We start from the raw sequence: 15,174 nt of genomic DNA on the forward strand, positions 1-15,174 counted from the left end.
AGGAGGCCATGAAACGTCTCGACCGCCTGGCTCAGGCGCTTCCGGTCGAGAACCAGCAGCAGAATTTGGTCGCCAAGCCCACGCTTTCGAAGATCTGGCAGCGGCATATTGCCGACTCGGCGCAATTGCTGGCACTGTGTGACACCCCTTCCGCCTCACAGCCATGGCTCGATCTCGGGAGCGGGGCGGGTTTCCCCGGTGTCGTTATCGCCGCGATGAAACCCGATATGCCGGTGGTTCTGGTGGAATCGCGCAAGCGCCGGGTCGAATGGCTTTCGCGGGCTGTGAGCCTGATGGGCCTTGAAAACTGCCGGATAGAGGGCACCAGGCTGGAGAATGTCGAGGTATTCGATGCCGGTGTGATATCCGCGCGCGCCTTTGCACCGCTCGACCGCCTGCTCGCATTATCGGCGCGCTTCTCCACAAGGAGCACCTGCTGGGTGTTGCCCAAAGGGCGTTCCGCAGCGCAAGAAGTCAGCGAACTGCCCAAGAATCGCCGCGCGATGTTTCACGTGGAACAATCGCACACCGATTCCGAAGCGGGAATCATCGTCGGACGCGGCAAGTGGAGCGCCAAAGCATGATCACGATCGCAATTGCCAACCAGAAGGGCGGGGTGGGCAAGACCACCACCGCGATCAACATCGCCACGGCGATGGCTGCTACGGGTTGGAAAACGCTTCTGATCGACCTCGATCCGCAGGGAAACGCATCGACTGGCTTGGGTGTCGCGGCTGCCGACCGTGAAAACACCAGCTACGATTTGCTGCTCGACCAGGCCACTTTGGCTGAATGTGCACAGCCGACCGACATTCCGGGTCTCGATATCGTGCCCGCAACGCAGGATCTATCGGGCGCCGAAGTCGAGCTGGTGTCGGTGGTCGATCGCACCGCACGCCTCCGCAACGCGCTGTCGGCGCAGGAACGGGGTAGTTTCGCCGGATACGAAGTCTGCTTCATCGATTGCCCGCCGTCGCTCGGACTGCTGACGCTCAACGCGCTCTGCGCAGCCGATACGCTTCTGGTACCGCTGCAATGCGAGTTTTTCGCACTGGAAGGGCTGAGCCAGCTACTCCAGACGGTCGAGCGCGTGCAGCAGGGGTTCAACACCGATCTGGGTATCGTAGGCGTCGTTCTGACCATGTTCGACCGCCGCAATCGGCTGACCGACCAGGTCGCAGACGATGTGCGCGATTGCCTGGGCAAGCTCGTCTTCGACAGCGTGATCCCGCGCAATGTGCGGCTTTCCGAAGCGCCCAGTCACGGAATGCCCGCGCTGGTCTATGACCACAATTGCTCGGGCAGCCGCGCCTATATCGGTCTCGCGCGCGAGCTGATCGGACGACTACCCGAAAAGAGGAAGGCGGCATGAGCGAAACCGCATCGAATACCGGAGCAAAACCGATCGACCGCAAGAAGAAGCTCGGCAAGGGACTTGGTGCCTTGCTGGGAGAGACGCGCCGCGAAGAACCGCTCGTACGGCAGGATAGCGGCTCCGGCGGCAGTTCGCCGGCGGACCATTCCGAACCGCGCACGGCACCGACCGAGGGCCTCGCCTCGATCCCCGTGGCTGATATCGAGCCATTGCCGGGTCAGCCGCGCAGCCGCTTCGACGAAGACGCGCTCGAATCGCTTGCGTCTTCGATCGCGTCGCGCGGCGTGATCCAGCCCATCATTGTTTCTCCGCTGGGCGGGGGACGTTACCGTCTGGTCGCGGGTGAACGGCGCTGGCGGGCGGCGCAGAAGGCCCGCCTGCATAAAATTCCGGCGCTGGTGCGCGAACTGGACCAGCGCGAGGTGATGGCGCTCGCGCTTATCGAGAACCTCCAGCGCGAGGACCTCAACCCTGTCGAGGAAGCGCGCGCTTATCAGAAACTGTCCGATGACGAGGGGATGACGCAGGCCGAGATCGCCAAGCTGGTCGACAAATCGCGCAGCCACGTGGCCAATTTCCAGCGCCTTCTCGCGCTGCCTGATACGATCCTGGCATTTTTGGCCGAGGGTTCGTTGTCGATGGGCCACGCGCGCGCCTTGATCGGCCGCGAAGAGGCGACCGAACTGGCGAGGAAGGCGGTTTCCGAAGGTCTTTCGGTTCGCGAAATGGAAGCGCTCACCCGCAAGCCGCGCAGCCGGCAGACCGCCGAGAACGGATCGGGAGACAGGCCTGAGGCGGGGGGCAATGCAGATATCGACGCGGTCCAGAGCCATCTCGAGGAATTTCTCGGGATGCCGGTAAAGATCTCTACCGACGCGACGCCCAATACCGGAAGCGTGACTATCCGGTTCCGCACACTCGATCAATTAGACCTTATTTGTCAGAGGCTTACGGGCGGCGACATCTAGTGGGCTAAGCCCCGTATGGTATGAAGCCTTGGCCGGACGAATACCGGCAAGAGCCTAGTTGGCGGGGCTGCCGTCGGGATAGACCGCGCGTTGCGGCACGGTGACCGTCACCGGCATCAGCATATACTGCCCCGCCTGGTTGTACTGGACAGTTCCTGCGCTAGCCATCGCCTGCTGCATGTAATCGTCGAGATAGGCCTGACACTGGCCCTGGCTGTTCGTCCGGCGGCGACTGCCGTCCTCGATCGCGTCACCCGCGGCCATCCCGGCCAGCGCCCCGGCACCCGCACCGATCAGGGTACCCGCCATGCGATCCCCGCGTCCTGCGATCCGGTTACCGAGCAAACCGCCTGCCGCGCCGCCCACAAGCGCGCCGATGATTTCACCGCGGTCGCTGTCCGTCTCGTAAGTGTCGAGCCGGGCACGGCATTCCTCGAGCCATGCATTGCGATCGAAGGCAACGACTTGCGACCCGAAGGGAAGCTGCGCCGGCGCGGCGCCATAACCATACTCGGCGGGAACAGCCTGGGCCGGAGCGCCGGCGGGATAAATCACCCGCGCTGCGCCGCCCGTGGCCGGCACCGCATAGCTGACCGGTGCCGGGTAACTATAGACCACCTGCGGCATTTGCTGGACGTAGATATAGGTCGGCTGGATCGGCACCACGGTAGCGGCGGTTCCCCGTGCAGCGATCGTCCGCGCGGCGGGGACTGCTTCGCTGCTCGGCGCTTCATAGGTATAATAGACCGGAGCCGAGGGATCGATCGACTGGATCGTCGGCTTGCTGACGAATACCGGGGGTGCCTGCCGCGCAGGAATGACGCGCGCCGTACCGGTGGGCTCGCTCGTGACGGTTTCTGTCACCACATCGTCGTCGAGCTCGGGCAGCGCCTGTGCATATTCGTACTGACCGGTCTCATAGGACATGGTTTCCTGCGCCAGGGCTGCACCTGACGTAAACGCCAAGCAGGAAGCAGTCAGGGCAAGGGCGGTGCGGGCGATCATAGCAAGAGCTCCTTCAAGCGACTCGGGATCACGCCGCGTCGCTTTCGTTAACGCCCTGTTTAGCATCCCTCCTGCGGAGCGCAAAAGCTGCCCCTGCGTCTGTGCCGCAATGGGGCGGCAGAGTTTAGATACGGTCTGCGAGCATGCGGGCCAACGCCTCGACACCATTGGCATCGTCGCGGTCGAACCGGGCCTTGGCGGGGCTATCGAGATCGATCACCGCGACGGTTGCCCCGTCCCGCAGCACCGGGACCACCAGTTCGGAGTTGGTGACCGAATCGCAGGCGATATGGCCGGGGAATGAATGCACGTCTTCGACGAGCTGTGTTCTACCGTCGCGCGCCGCTGCCCCGCAGACCCCTTGGCCCATCGGAATACGGATGCAGGCGGGGCGTCCCATGAAGGGGCCAAGCACCAACTCGTCGCCGATGACGCGGTAGAAGCCGGACCAGTTCAAATCGGGCAGGAAATCCCACAGCAGCGCGGCGATATTGGCCATATTGGCGACTGCATCGGGTTCGCCCGCAGTCAGCGCTTCGGCCGCATCGAGCAGCTGGCGATAGGCTTCGGGCTTGGGCGTCGCTGGATCGGGGCGGAAATCGAACATGGCGCGCGATGTAGCGTGCGCGCGCCGCGCTGCAAGGGCCATTGCTCCCGCAGCAAGGCTCGCTTATCCCCGCGCCATGGGAATCCTCAAGAAGCTGGGCATCGCGCTCCTCGTCATCCTGCTGGTGGTTTTGGTCGCCGGTTATTTCTTCACCCGGGGCGATACCGCCGATGTCGCTTTCGAGGAGACCGTGGGCACCGATCCCACGCTCGATGAGCCTGAAGCCGAAAGCTTCCCGACCGTTGCCATCGCCGAACCGGTGGGATGGGCCGAGGATGAAGTCCCGACCGCTGCCGCAGGCCTTGCGGTCACGCGGTTCGCGGATGGTCTCGACCATCCGCGCACGCTGCAGGCACTGCCCAATGGCGATATCCTGGTCTCGCTGACCCAATCGCCTAAACTTGGCGGCGGCGAGAGCAATTGGCTGCGCGACCTCATCGCCGGCTTCCTGTTCCGGAAGGCGGGCGCGGGCGGCGACAGCGCCAACCAGCTGGTCCTGCTGCGCGATGGCGATGGCGACGGGGTGGCCGAAGGCCGGTTCGTCCTGCGCGACGATCTCGACTCGCCCTCGGGCCTCGCCTGGGGCGACGACACGCTCTATGTCGCCAATCACGATGAAGTGCTGGCATTCGATTACGAACTCGGCGCGACCCAGGTGACCGGCGAAGGCCGCAAGATCGCCGATCTCGCCGAGGGTACCGGCCACTGGATGCGCAATCTCGCGCTGCATCCCGATGGCAACCGCCTTTATGCGGCAGTCGGCTCCAAATCGAATATCGGTGAGGACGGGCTCGAGATCGAAGAAGGCCGCGCGCTGATCTGGGAAATCAATCTCGAAACCGGCCGCCAGCGTGTCTTCGCCGCGGGCCTGCGCAACGCCAATGGCCTCGATTTCAGCCCTTGGTCGGGGGAACTGTGGACCACGGTCAACGAACGCGACATGCTCGGTTCGGATCTGGTGCCCGACTACCTGACCAATGTCCCCGTAGGCGCGCATTATGGCTGGCCCTGGGTCTATTACGGCGACAATTTCGATCGCCGGGTCAAATACCCGATCCCGCAGGCCATCAGCTATGTGCGCACGCCCGAATATGCGCTGGGCCCGCATGTCGCTGCGCTGGGTTTCGTTTTCAGCCGCGAAGGCGCCAAATTGGGTGAGAACTTCGCCAGTGGCGCATTGATCGCCCGTCATGGCTCGTGGAACCGCAAGCCGCCCTCGGGCTACGACGTGGTCTATGTCGCCTTTGACGAGCGCGGCAATCCGGTTGGTAAGCCGGTACCCGTGCTCACGGGCTTCCTGCAGGACGACGGCACGACGCGCGGACGCCCGACCTGGGTCGAATGGGCGGGTGACGGATCGCTGCTCGTTTCGGACGATACTGCCGGGATTATCTGGCGCGTCTTCGCTCCCGGTGCCGAGGCGCAGCAGGGCATCGAACGGGTGACCGGCGATCGCCTTCCCCCGCAGCGCGAATTGCGCGGGCAGCAGGCGACCTTCGGCGAGGATGACTATGCGCGGCGGGTAACCGCGGAATAGGTCAGCCCACGAGCTGGTCGGCCGAGAGCGCGTAAAGCGCCTCTCCGCCTGCCATAGCGGCGCTTTTGAGGCCCGCGGCTTCGGGGACGATGCGGTCGAGGAAAAAGCGCACGCTGGCCGCCTTGGTGGCAGCAATTCCGGGGGCAGCGCCGTCTTCGACCGCGCGCAACTGTCGCACCAGCTGCGCCCCGGCCACCGCCACGGCGAACATGGTGCAGAACGGCACCGAACCCGCCAGCCGATCGTCGAGGCTGGCATCCTCGCGCATCCATTGAGCCACTGCAGCGCAATCGGCCGCGAGCCCGGCAAGCGCGGGTTCGTCTGCGGCTTCGCGCGCCACATCGGTGATTACCCCGGTGAGCGCTTCGCCGCCGTCAAGCCCGAGTTTGCGGGTGACGAGGTCGGCGGCCTGGATGCCATTGGTGCCTTCATAGATCGGGGCAATGCGCGAATCGCGCCAATGCTGCGCGGCGCCGGTTTCCTCGACGAAGCCCATGCCGCCATGGACCTGCACGCCGAGGCTAGCGACTTCGATCCCGATATCGGTCCCCCATGCCTTGATCAGCGGAGTCAGCACTTCGCCGCGCGCCCCCGCAGCCGCGTCGCCCAGCGTGCCCCGGTCGACCTGGCCCGCAGTATAATAGAGCAGCGCCCGCGCGCCTTCGGTCACCGCCTTCATCCGTAGAAGCATGCGCCGCACGTCGGGGTGCTCGATGATCGATACGGGTGCCTTGTCGGGTGAGCCGGCGCGCGCGGACTGGATGCGCTCCCTGGCAAAGTCGAGCGCCTGCTGGGTCGCCCTCTCGCCGATCTGGACGCCCTGGTTGCCGACATTGATGCGCGCATTGTTCATCATCGTGAACATTGCCATCAACCCGCGGTTTTCTGCGCCGACCAGTTCGCCGATACACTCGCCATTGTCGCCATAGCTCATCACGCAGGTGGGCGAGGCATTGATGCCCAGCTTGTGTTCGATGCTGACGCAGCGCAGATCGTTGCGCTCGCCGGGGGTGCCATCGTCTTTCACATGATACTTGGGGACGATGAACAGCGAGATGCCGCGTGTTCCCTCGGGCGCATCGGGCAGCCGCGCGAGGACGAGGTGGATGATGTTCTTCGCCAGCTCGTGCTCGCCCCAGGTAATGTAAATCTTCTGGCCCTTGATGCGGTACTTGCCCGCATGCTCACCCTCGCTAATCGGCTGGGCCGTGGTCCGCAGCGCCCCGACATCGGAGCCCGCCTGCGGTTCGGTCAGGTTCATCGTGCCCGACCACTCGCCGCTGACCAGCTTGGGCAGATATTTCTCCTGCAGCTCCTTCGAGCCGTGATGTTCGAGTGATTCGATCGACCCGACACTCAGCATGGGAAGCAGGTTGAAGGCCATGTTCGCGGTGCCGAGGTTTTCGAGCACATTGCACGAGAGCGTGAAGGGCAGTCCCTGACCGCCGAATTCCACCGGCCCCGAAATCGCATTCCAGCCCTGCTCGACATAGTGTTCATAGGCCTCGGCGAAGCCCCCGGGCAGGCGCACCACGCCGTTTTCGAGCTTGGCGCCTTCGAGATCGCCCACGCGGTTGAGCGGGGCCCATTCGCCGGCCGCGAATTCGCCGATCCCGCCGACGATCGCCTCGACCATATCGGGTTCTGCGGCGGCGAACTTTTCGGACTGGGCAAGCTCCTCGATGCCGGCATTGACGCGGATGGCAAGCAGCTGGTCCTGCGTGGCGGGGGTATAGGTCACGGTGGTATCCTCTTGGCTTTGTGCGCAGGCAGATATAGCGCGCGGGCATGAGCGGCAAATACGCTACGGAAACGCTTCACGTCGAGGAAGGTGGCATCGCGTGCGCCGCGAAAATCCTGCGTGATGGCGGGCTTGTCGCGGTGCCGACCGAGACGGTCTATGGTCTCGCTGCCCGCGCCGATAGCGACGCGGCGGTCGCCAAGATCTACGCGGCCAAGGGGCGACCGAGCTTCAATCCCCTGATCGTCCATGTGGCATCGCTGGCGCAAGCGCGTGCCCTGGCCGAATTCTCGCCCGTCGCCGAACGCCTGGCGCAGCACCACTGGCCCGGCCCGCTCACGCTGGTGCTGCCGCGCCGCCGTGCTGCCGACTTGTCCGACGCGGTGACGGCAGGTCTCGATACGCTGGCGCTGCGGATGCCCTCGCACCCGGTCATGCGCGCTTTGCTCGATGCGGTCGGTCTTCCGCTCGCGGCCCCTTCCGCGAATCGCAGCGGTTTCATCAGTCCTACCTCGCCGACGCATGTTCTGGCCTCGCTCGGAGGCCGGATCGATGCGGTCCTCGACGGGGGGGATTGCACCAGGGGGCTGGAGTCCACCATCGCAGCAGTGCGCAGCGATGGCTCGGTGGACATTCTGCGCCCGGGCCCGATCGATCTCGGGCTGACGGCTGCGAACGCAGGCTCGATCGAAGCGCCGGGCCAGCTCGAGAGCCATTACGCACCGGGGAAGCCGGTGCGTCTGATGGCCTCAGAAGTTGCGCCAGACGAGTTCTGGATCGGTTTTGGTGCAATTCAGGGCGACTGCACGCTTTCGGACAGCGGCGATCTGACTCAGGCGGCAGCGCGTCTCTACGCCTGCCTTCACGAAGGCGCGCGCTCGGACAAGCCCCGCATTGCCATCGCCCCGGTCCCCCAAACAGGGATCGGCGTCGCGATCAACGACCGGCTGCGCCGCGCGGCGACGCCGCCCAATTAATCGTCTTCAGGTTCGTAGGGGAGCGTCGGGATGATCTGCTGCATCTCGGCATAGGTGTCGCGCGCCTCGTCGCAGGCGCGGCGAATGCCGTCCTCGCACTGGTCGAGCTGCTTTTCATAGTCGCGCTCGAGCTTGGCGAGGCGCTGCTCGCGCCGCCGGATCTCGCGGCCACGCTTCTCGTCGGCTTCGGACTGGCTGGTGGTGGCAAGGTCGACGCCCTTGCTCACCGCCTTTACCGGCGCCGTCGCGACGTCGACCACGGCCTTGGCAAGACAGCCGGGTAGCATCACGCTGGCGGGCAGGAGGATAAGAAGGGCTAGGCGGTGCATGGAAATTCCTTTCGCCGCGCCGCCTAGCCCATAATCGCTAACCCGTCGATGAACTAGGCCTCGGGTGCCTCGGGCGCTTCCGGTCCGTCGGGAGCGCGCGGTGCCTCGGGACCGGTTTCCGCAGCGCGGACTTCGCGGCAATTGAGCTTGCCCGAGCCCATCGCACTGACGGTGCAGTCCGCGCGGCCATTCACGGTAATCGTGCCCGAGCCCATAATATTGGCCTCGACCGCCCCGTCGGAGGAGAATTCGGCATCGCCCGAACCGGCGACCGAAATGTCGGCATTGCCGACTTGGAGGTCCGCCATGCGCGCTCGGCCCGAACCGGCGATCGTCATGTCGAGCTCGCCGACACTGCCGGCGGCTTCGAAATCACCCGATCCGGCAATAGTGAGATCAAGCGAGCGCGCGTCCATCCGCACGACCTTGGCGGTGCCCGAACCGGCGATGGTGACATTGGCCTCGTCGCTCATCGACGCTGCCTCGATATCACCCGACCCGGCGAGAACCATCGCGGTAAGGCTGGGCATGGTCACGCGCACGGTGGCGACGCCCCTGTCGCGCCAGCTATCGCTTTCGCGGCTGATACCGAGCGAATCGTCGTCGAGCGAGAACCGCAGCGCTTCGATTGCGGCATCGTCGCCCGAGACGGTAATGTCGAGCTCATCGCCTTCGGTGACGATGACCCGATCGGGGCCGGCCAGAACCAGTTCGGTGGGCGCGGGGCCGCTCATGTCGAGTTCGGCGAGCGGCACACCCTCGCTGTCGCCAATCTTGATATTCATGCCATCGCAGCCGGCGAGAAGGGCTGCTCCGGCGAGTGCAGCAAGCGGGGCGAAGCCCTTGAAAATTCGATGGATCGTCACGGTAATGTCCTTTCCTGTGCCAGTCCGTATTGCCCATATAATACAGTGACACCTCTTCATCAAGGGAAAGGGTTGCGGAGGCGCGGCGGGCGCGCCAGCCGTCGCCCCCACCGATCAGCGTGTACAAGTCAGATGCCCCGATCCCATGCGGCTCTGGGTGCAGTCGGTGGTACCGGTAACCAGCGCATGGCCGCTGCCGACGATACTGGCGGAAACGCGGCCTTTGGCGCGGAAACGGGCATCGCCCGACCCGGCGATCGAAACGCTCGCACCGTCCACCTGCAGCTGGCGGCCATCGATCCCGCCGCTACCGGCGATGGTGATCCGGCCGCGATCGGCGCGGCCCGCCACTTCGAGATCGCCCGACCCCGCGATCGTCGCCGACAAGCGGGTAGCGTCGACCCGTCCGATATCGAGCGTACCCGATCCGGCCACGGTGACATCGACCTCTTCGCCGTTCATCGCGTCGACCCGCAGCATGCCCGATCCGGCCAGTGTAACCGCTTCCACATCGGGGGCGATCACCTCGATGCGGGCCATGCCTGCGGCCGGCGTACGGCGCCAGCGACGCCCGATCAGCAGATCGCCATCCTCGACCTCGAAACGCAGGTCGGCGATCACGGCCGGGCTGCCACTTGCGCGGATTTGCCAGCGGTCGCCGCGGCTGACGATGACCTCGTCGCTCCCTGCGAGCGTGAGTTGCGCAAACCGACCGGTCGCGGTCCATGAGGTCGGGATCGGCTCGGCATCGTCCAGGCTGGAGCGCCACGACTTATCGGCCATGGCTGGGCTGGCGGGAAGGGCGGTGACGGCCGCGAGGCCGAGCGTGCAGGCGGCGATGATACGAAACATGGCGGTTCTCCGAATTGCTGGACGCCACGCTCCCACCTTCGCCCTGCCATGTCGAGCGCGTTCGTCGACAGTTGTAATCGCTTGATGGATTACCGCTGAAACGAAAAAGGGGGCGCCCGGCGGCACCCCCTCTTGCGTGTTCGTGAAGCGTCGCGCTTACGCGTCTTCGGTGTTCTCGTAATATTGTGGCGCATGTTCGCGCAGCACGTCGAGAATCTTCTCGAGCGCGGTCGGCTCGTCGGTCTTCTCCATCGCGGCGAGTTCGCGCGCGAGGCGGCTCGACGCGGCTTCGAAGATCTGGCGTTCGGAATAGCTCTGCTCGGGCTGGTCGTCCGGGCGGAACAGGTCGCGCGTGACCTCGGCGATCAGGACGATTTCGCCCGAATTGATCTTCGCTTCGTATTCCTGGGCGCGGCGGCTCCACATGGTCCGCTTGACCTTGGGCTTGCCCTTGAGCGTTTCCATCGCTTCCTTGAGCGTCTTGTCGCTCGACAGCTTGCGCATGCCGATCGATTCGACCTTGTTCACCGGAACGCGGAGCGTCATGCGCTCCTTCTCGAAGCGGAGGACATAGAGATCGAGCTGCATACCGGCGATTTCCTCGCTCTGCAGTTCGATCACACGGCCAACGCCGTGCTTGGGGTAAACAACGTAATCGCCAACGTCGAAGGCATCAGCCTTGCTTGCCATGCAATCTTTCCTTTCCTCGGGCTTGGCCGTTAGGAAACAGCAGCGTCAAGGAACCCCTTGGCCGCAGCCCCGCATAAGGGAGTGCGGTCTGGGACCGAAGCTGACGTTGCTGGTGGCCTGCCCTTTCAATTCGGACACCTGGCCGGGAGCAAACCGGCTCAGTTGTTGCATTATATAGCACAGCCGACGCAATATTGCGAGTCTGCGGTAAAAGGTTCCGTCGGCCCCTAAAGGCGGCGGTTGCGGAGTGCGGTCAGTTCGGCCCCGAAGAGCAGCAGGAAACCGGTGGCCCAGAACCAGGTGATCAACGCGAGAACCGCACCCAGCGCGCCGTAAGTGGCGTTATAGCTGCCGAAATTCGCCGCATAGAAACCGAACGCCGCGGTTGCGATGAGCCAGAGGACCGCGAATGTCATCGCGCCCGGCCAGATTGCCGACCATGCCGGGGCGGGGCCGTTCGGGGCAAAGCGGTACAACAGGCCCGCGCCCAGAACTGCGATCGCCAACAGAAAAGCAAGGCTGACAAGACCGCCGAAAAATCCGCCGATCCCAGCCAGCGCCGCGCTCCCGATAGCCGCCAGAATAAAGCCGCAAAGGCCCGCTGCAGTGAGCGCCAGTGCGACCAGATTTCCGTTCACGAAGCCGCGCGCGCCATTGGTGCCGTAGGCAATATTGATCCCGGTCATTAGTGAGCGCGCGCCATTGCGCGCACCGAACAGCGCGATTGCGAGCGACACCAGAAGGCCGAGGCCCTTGGCTCCGGACGCGCCTTGGGCAACGCTTTCCAGCTGACCGCCGATCAGTTCGGCGGCAGCGGCGGGAAGCCTCCCAGCGAGCAAGTCGACATGCGCAGCCACCGTTTTCGGGTCGGCGAACAGGCCATATCCGAGGACGAGGGCACCCAGCGTAGGCACCAGCGCGAGCAGCGCATAATGCGCGATTCCCGCTGCCAGTATGCCGATATTGTCGGTGTCGCCGGCCTGCCAGGCCGCCTTCAAATCAGCGAGCACGCGCCGGCGCGATCAATCGCCTTCGCCGGGCTCGGGCGAGAAGTACTTGTCGAACTTGCCCTCTTCGCCCTTGTGCTCGTCGGCCTCGGCGGGTGGTTCCTTCGATTGGGTGATGTTCGGCCATTCGGCGCTGAACTTGGTGTTCAGCTCGAGCCATTTCTCGAGCCCATCCTCGGTATCGGGCAGAATCGCCTCGGCCGGACATTCGGGTTCGCAAACGCCGCAATCGATGCATTCGCTGGGATTGATGACGAGCATGTTCTCGCCCTCGTAGAAGCAGTCGACCGGGCAGACCTCGACGCAGTCGGTGTACTTGCACTTGATGCAGTCATCGGTGACGACATAGGTCATGGGTAGCGTATTCCCTCGAAGTGATACTCTTTCCCGCGCTGCTAGGGCGGATTATCCTTGCGGGTCAAGGTCCCGATAACAGGCTTCGGCTTCGCGCGGGGGGCCGCGCCGCTCGGGCAGCGTGCGGATTTCGATCAGGCGGACCCTGTCGCCAAGCGGCAGCGTGAGAATATCGCCCTCGGCAATGTCGCGCGAACAGCGGGTGACCCGCTCGCCATTGCGGCGGATGTGGCCTTCCTCGACCAGTCGATGTGCGGCACTGCGTGTGCGCACGAAGCGCAAATAGCACAGCAGCCGGTCGATCCTCACTCGCAGCGCGCCATCAACGCACCAGATCTGCAAGCGCGGCGAAGGCACTGCCTTCGCGCGGCTGCACGGGTTTCTGCCGTTCCTGCTTGCGGCGCGAGGGACGCCATTCCCATCGGTCGGGCCGCGGCGGGCCGAATTGCCCCTCGGCCAGCGGGCGGGCCTTTTGCACCCGGAACCCGGCAGTACCGAGCAAGCGGGAAATATTTCCTTCTTCGAGGCCAATCGAGATCGGCAATGCCAGGTCGAGCACGAATTTGCGCTTGCGATCCTTGGCTTGCGCCTTCGCGCGCGTTTCGTGAGCGGCGCGTAGAATCTTCTCAACCAGATCGATCCGGATCGCCTGGCTCCCGGCATGGCGGTAGCCCGAAGGGAGCTTTTTCGTGTCGGGAATGACCGGCAGCATTGCGTCCTGCACCGGGCGCCGGTCGAGGCCAAGCGCATGGAGCAATTGGCGCGGCGCAGGCTTGAGCAGCGCCGCGGCAAAGATGTCGAGCGCCCCGAAAGTGACCCCGATCTTGCGCAGGAAGGGTCGCATTTCCTTGGGCAAATGCTCGATCCCCGCCTGCTCGCGGGTGACATAGCCATGCCCGGCGATGAGATTGAGCAGCAGCGCGCGCGCCTGCGATCCGGCCTCGGGATTGCTCGCGGCATGATGCAGTTTCTCGAGCGGCTCGAGCGGACTCAGCTTCTGCGTGAGCCATCCTTCGAGCGCGGCGAGCAGCGTGGCCCGCGCCGCATCGGGCAGCGCGGCCACTTCGCGTGACGGCACCAGCAGCGGCGTCACGCTGCCATCGCGGTGCTCGAGCTTTGCCAGCTCCTGTCCGCGCCAGCGGATTGCCCCGCGCGCCAGTTCGACCTCACCGAAATCCGATCCGGCCAGCGCCACGGCTTTCTCGCCCAGCAGCCGCGGCAGCGCTTTCTCCGCTGCGGCCAGCAGCATCCGGCGGTCTTCCTGCCGAGCGGAAGGATCGACGGTAAAGCGCAGCCCGGCGACATGGCCGAGCACCTCGCCCTCTACCGTCACCGCGCCATCGTCACTCATCTCGATCGGCAACATGCCTGCATCCTGCCCTAACGACTTCATCAGGATTGCTGTCCTCCGGTTTACGAATCTCTCGGTCAGCCGCGCATGGAGCGCATCCGACAATTTGGCCTCTACGCCCCGCGCACGGGACGCCATTTCGTCACGCGCCAGCACCCAATCGGGCCGCTGGCAAATATAGGTCCAGCTGCGAATCGCCGCGATCCGCCCCTGCAGCGTATCGATGTCCCCGGCCATATTGTCGAGTTCGCTGATCCGCGCGGCAACATAATCCGCCCCCAGATAGCCAACGCCAAGGTCCTGCCACAGCCGCGCAACGAAGCGCGCATGGACATCGGGCCCGCGCTGGCGGAAGTCGGGCAGCGAGCAGGCCTCCCAGAACCGCCGCACCATCCCCGCGCCGCGCACATTGGCGGCCACGGGTTCCTCGGCCAGGCGCTTGAGCGTGGCGAGATCGATCGCCTGCGGTGCGAGCCGTAGCGCGGGGTCTTCGGGCGGGGCTTCGAGATCGGCCATCAGTGTGGCGAGCGACGCGAAACGCGGCTCGGGCTCGCGCCAGTACAGATGCGTGAGCGGCGCGAAGCGATGCTCCTCGATCGCGTAGATCTCTTCCTCGGTGAACTCGGGTGCAGTGCCATGCTTGGTCGTACCCGCCAATGTGCCGAAGGTCCCGTCACGCTGGTGGCGGCCCGCACGCCCGGCGATCTGGGCCATCTCGGCTGGCAGCAGGCGGCGCATCCGCACGCCATCGAACTTGCTCAGCCCGGCGAAGGCGACATGGTTCACATCGAGATTGAGCCCCATCCCGATGGCGTCGGTGGCGACGATGTAATCGACCTCGCCATTCTGGAACAATGCGACCTGCTTGTTGCGCGTTTCGGGGCTCAGTGCGCCCATCACCACCGCCGCGCCGCCGCGGAACCGCCGCAGCATCTCGGCCACGGCGTAAACCTGCTCCGCGCTGAAGGCGACGATGGCACTGCGCGGCGGGAGCCGCGACAGCTTGCGCGGCCCGATATGCGTGAGCGTCGAGAACCGGGGGCGATCGGAGATCTCGGCCTCGGGGATCAGTTGCCGCACCAGCGGCTCGAGCGTGGCCGCGCCCAGCAGCATGGTTTCCTCGCGGCCGCGCGTGTTGAGCAGCCGATCGGTGAAGATATGGCCGCGCTCGCGGTCGGCACCGATCTGCGCTTCGTCCAAGGCCACGAACGCGGCCCCCGCACCGTCGCGCGGCATGGCTTCGGCGGTGCAGCACATATAGCGTGCGCCCTTGGGCTCGACGCGTTCCTCGCCGGTAATCAGCGCGACTGCCGCATCGCCCTTGATCGCGCGCACCCGGTCGTAGACCTCGCGCGCGAGCAACCGCAGCGGAAAGCCCATGCACCCGCTCGAATGCGCAACCATGCGCTCGATCGCCAGATGCGTCTTGCCGGTATTGGTGGGCCCGAGGACCGCCTTGATCGCGCTATCCTGCACGCGCCCTAGGTGGCAGCGCGCGAACGCAAGGGCAACCAC

General features: G+C 65.0%; 16 protein-coding genes. 5 read left to right on the forward strand and 11 right to left on the reverse strand.

Annotation, left to right across the window (positions count from 1 at the left end):
• Positions 1 to 8 precede the first annotated feature (8 nt).
• Genes rsmG through VWN43_RS14565 form a run of 3 tightly spaced genes read left to right on the forward strand, consistent with a single transcriptional unit; the run spans position 9 to position 2,343 of the window.
• Positions 9 to 584 carry a 16S rRNA (guanine(527)-N(7))-methyltransferase RsmG gene (gene rsmG / locus VWN43_RS14555; RefSeq protein WP_420493564.1) on the forward strand — a complete coding sequence of 192 codons (576 nt, stop codon included), beginning with the start codon at positions 9 to 11 and terminating at the stop codon, positions 582 to 584.
• On the forward strand, positions 581 to 1,372 hold the full coding sequence (locus tag VWN43_RS14560; RefSeq protein ID WP_320181242.1) for a ParA family protein: 792 nt from the start codon (positions 581 to 583) through the stop codon (positions 1,370 to 1,372). Before rsmG ends, VWN43_RS14560 begins: the two co-directional genes overlap by 4 nt.
• Positions 1,369 to 2,343 carry a ParB/RepB/Spo0J family partition protein gene (locus tag VWN43_RS14565; RefSeq protein ID WP_320181241.1) on the forward strand — a complete coding sequence of 325 codons (975 nt, stop codon included), beginning with the start codon at positions 1,369 to 1,371 and terminating at the stop codon, positions 2,341 to 2,343. The genes VWN43_RS14560 and VWN43_RS14565 overlap by 4 nt, the downstream gene beginning before the upstream one ends.
• 54 nt (positions 2,344 to 2,397) lie before the next feature.
• Here VWN43_RS14565 and VWN43_RS14570 read toward each other — a convergent pair whose 3' ends face one another.
• Entirely contained in the window at positions 2,398 to 3,348 is a 951-nt protein-coding gene (locus tag VWN43_RS14570; protein WP_320181240.1) for a glycine zipper 2TM domain-containing protein, read from the reverse strand.
• Between the two features lie 124 nt (positions 3,349 to 3,472).
• The gene (locus tag VWN43_RS14575; protein WP_320181239.1) at positions 3,473 to 3,955 is read right to left on the reverse strand and encodes a GAF domain-containing protein; all 483 of its coding nucleotides are present in this window, start codon (positions 3,953 to 3,955) and stop codon (positions 3,473 to 3,475) included.
• A 76-nt stretch (positions 3,956 to 4,031) separates the two neighbouring features.
• Between VWN43_RS14575 and VWN43_RS14580 the strand changes: the two genes are divergently transcribed.
• The gene (locus VWN43_RS14580) at positions 4,032 to 5,492 is read left to right on the forward strand and encodes a PQQ-dependent sugar dehydrogenase (RefSeq protein ID WP_320181238.1); all 1,461 of its coding nucleotides are present in this window, start codon (positions 4,032 to 4,034) and stop codon (positions 5,490 to 5,492) included.
• A gap of 1 nt (position 5,493) precedes the next feature.
• Here the strand turns inward: VWN43_RS14580 and VWN43_RS14585 are convergent, their stop codons facing one another.
• Positions 5,494 to 7,233, reverse strand: a complete 1,740-nt coding sequence (locus VWN43_RS14585; RefSeq protein WP_320181237.1) for an acyl-CoA dehydrogenase family protein — start codon at positions 7,231 to 7,233, stop codon at positions 5,494 to 5,496.
• Positions 7,234 to 7,280: 47 nt separating this feature from the next.
• Here VWN43_RS14585 and VWN43_RS14590 point away from each other — a divergent pair, with 47 nt between their 5' ends.
• A complete protein-coding gene (locus VWN43_RS14590) occupies positions 7,281 to 8,210 on the forward strand; it encodes an L-threonylcarbamoyladenylate synthase (RefSeq protein ID WP_330767634.1) in 930 nt (309 codons plus the stop codon).
• Here VWN43_RS14590 and VWN43_RS14595 read toward each other — a convergent pair.
• From VWN43_RS14595 to VWN43_RS14630, 8 genes are all read right to left on the reverse strand, one after another.
• Entirely contained in the window at positions 8,207 to 8,539 is a 333-nt protein-coding gene (locus VWN43_RS14595; protein WP_253520943.1) for a hypothetical protein, read from the reverse strand. The two genes, VWN43_RS14590 and VWN43_RS14595, sit on opposite strands and share 4 nt — an antisense overlap.
• 53 nt (positions 8,540 to 8,592) lie before the next feature.
• A complete protein-coding gene (locus VWN43_RS14600) occupies positions 8,593 to 9,405 on the reverse strand; it encodes a head GIN domain-containing protein (protein WP_320181236.1) in 813 nt (270 codons plus the stop codon).
• 114 nt (positions 9,406 to 9,519) lie between these two features.
• Complete coding sequence (locus VWN43_RS14605; RefSeq protein ID WP_320181235.1) at positions 9,520 to 10,257, reverse strand: head GIN domain-containing protein; 738 nt, start codon at positions 10,255 to 10,257, stop codon at positions 9,520 to 9,522.
• Between the two features lie 156 nt (positions 10,258 to 10,413).
• Positions 10,414 to 10,947: a CarD family transcriptional regulator gene (locus VWN43_RS14610; protein ID WP_050601467.1), complete on the reverse strand. Its 534-nt coding sequence runs from the start codon at positions 10,945 to 10,947 to the stop codon at positions 10,414 to 10,416.
• A 227-nt stretch (positions 10,948 to 11,174) separates the two neighbouring features.
• On the reverse strand, positions 11,175 to 11,957 hold the full coding sequence (locus VWN43_RS14615) for a YihY/virulence factor BrkB family protein (RefSeq protein WP_320181234.1): 783 nt from the start codon (positions 11,955 to 11,957) through the stop codon (positions 11,175 to 11,177).
• A gap of 12 nt (positions 11,958 to 11,969) precedes the next feature.
• Complete coding sequence (gene fdxA / locus VWN43_RS14620; RefSeq protein WP_253520928.1) at positions 11,970 to 12,308, reverse strand: ferredoxin FdxA; 339 nt, start codon at positions 12,306 to 12,308, stop codon at positions 11,970 to 11,972.
• 51 nt (positions 12,309 to 12,359) lie between these two features.
• Positions 12,360 to 12,617, reverse strand: a complete 258-nt coding sequence (locus VWN43_RS14625; RefSeq protein ID WP_253520923.1) for an RNA-binding S4 domain-containing protein — start codon at positions 12,615 to 12,617, stop codon at positions 12,360 to 12,362.
• A 13-nt stretch (positions 12,618 to 12,630) separates the two neighbouring features.
• A complete protein-coding gene (locus VWN43_RS14630; protein ID WP_320181233.1) occupies positions 12,631 to 15,135 on the reverse strand; it encodes a helicase-related protein in 2,505 nt (834 codons plus the stop codon).
• Positions 15,136 to 15,174: the final 39 nt, after the last annotated feature.

It is taken from the genome of Qipengyuania sp. HL-TH1, assembly GCF_036365825.1.
In the GTDB taxonomy this organism is placed as follows: domain Bacteria; phylum Pseudomonadota; class Alphaproteobacteria; order Sphingomonadales; family Sphingomonadaceae; genus Qipengyuania; species Qipengyuania profunda.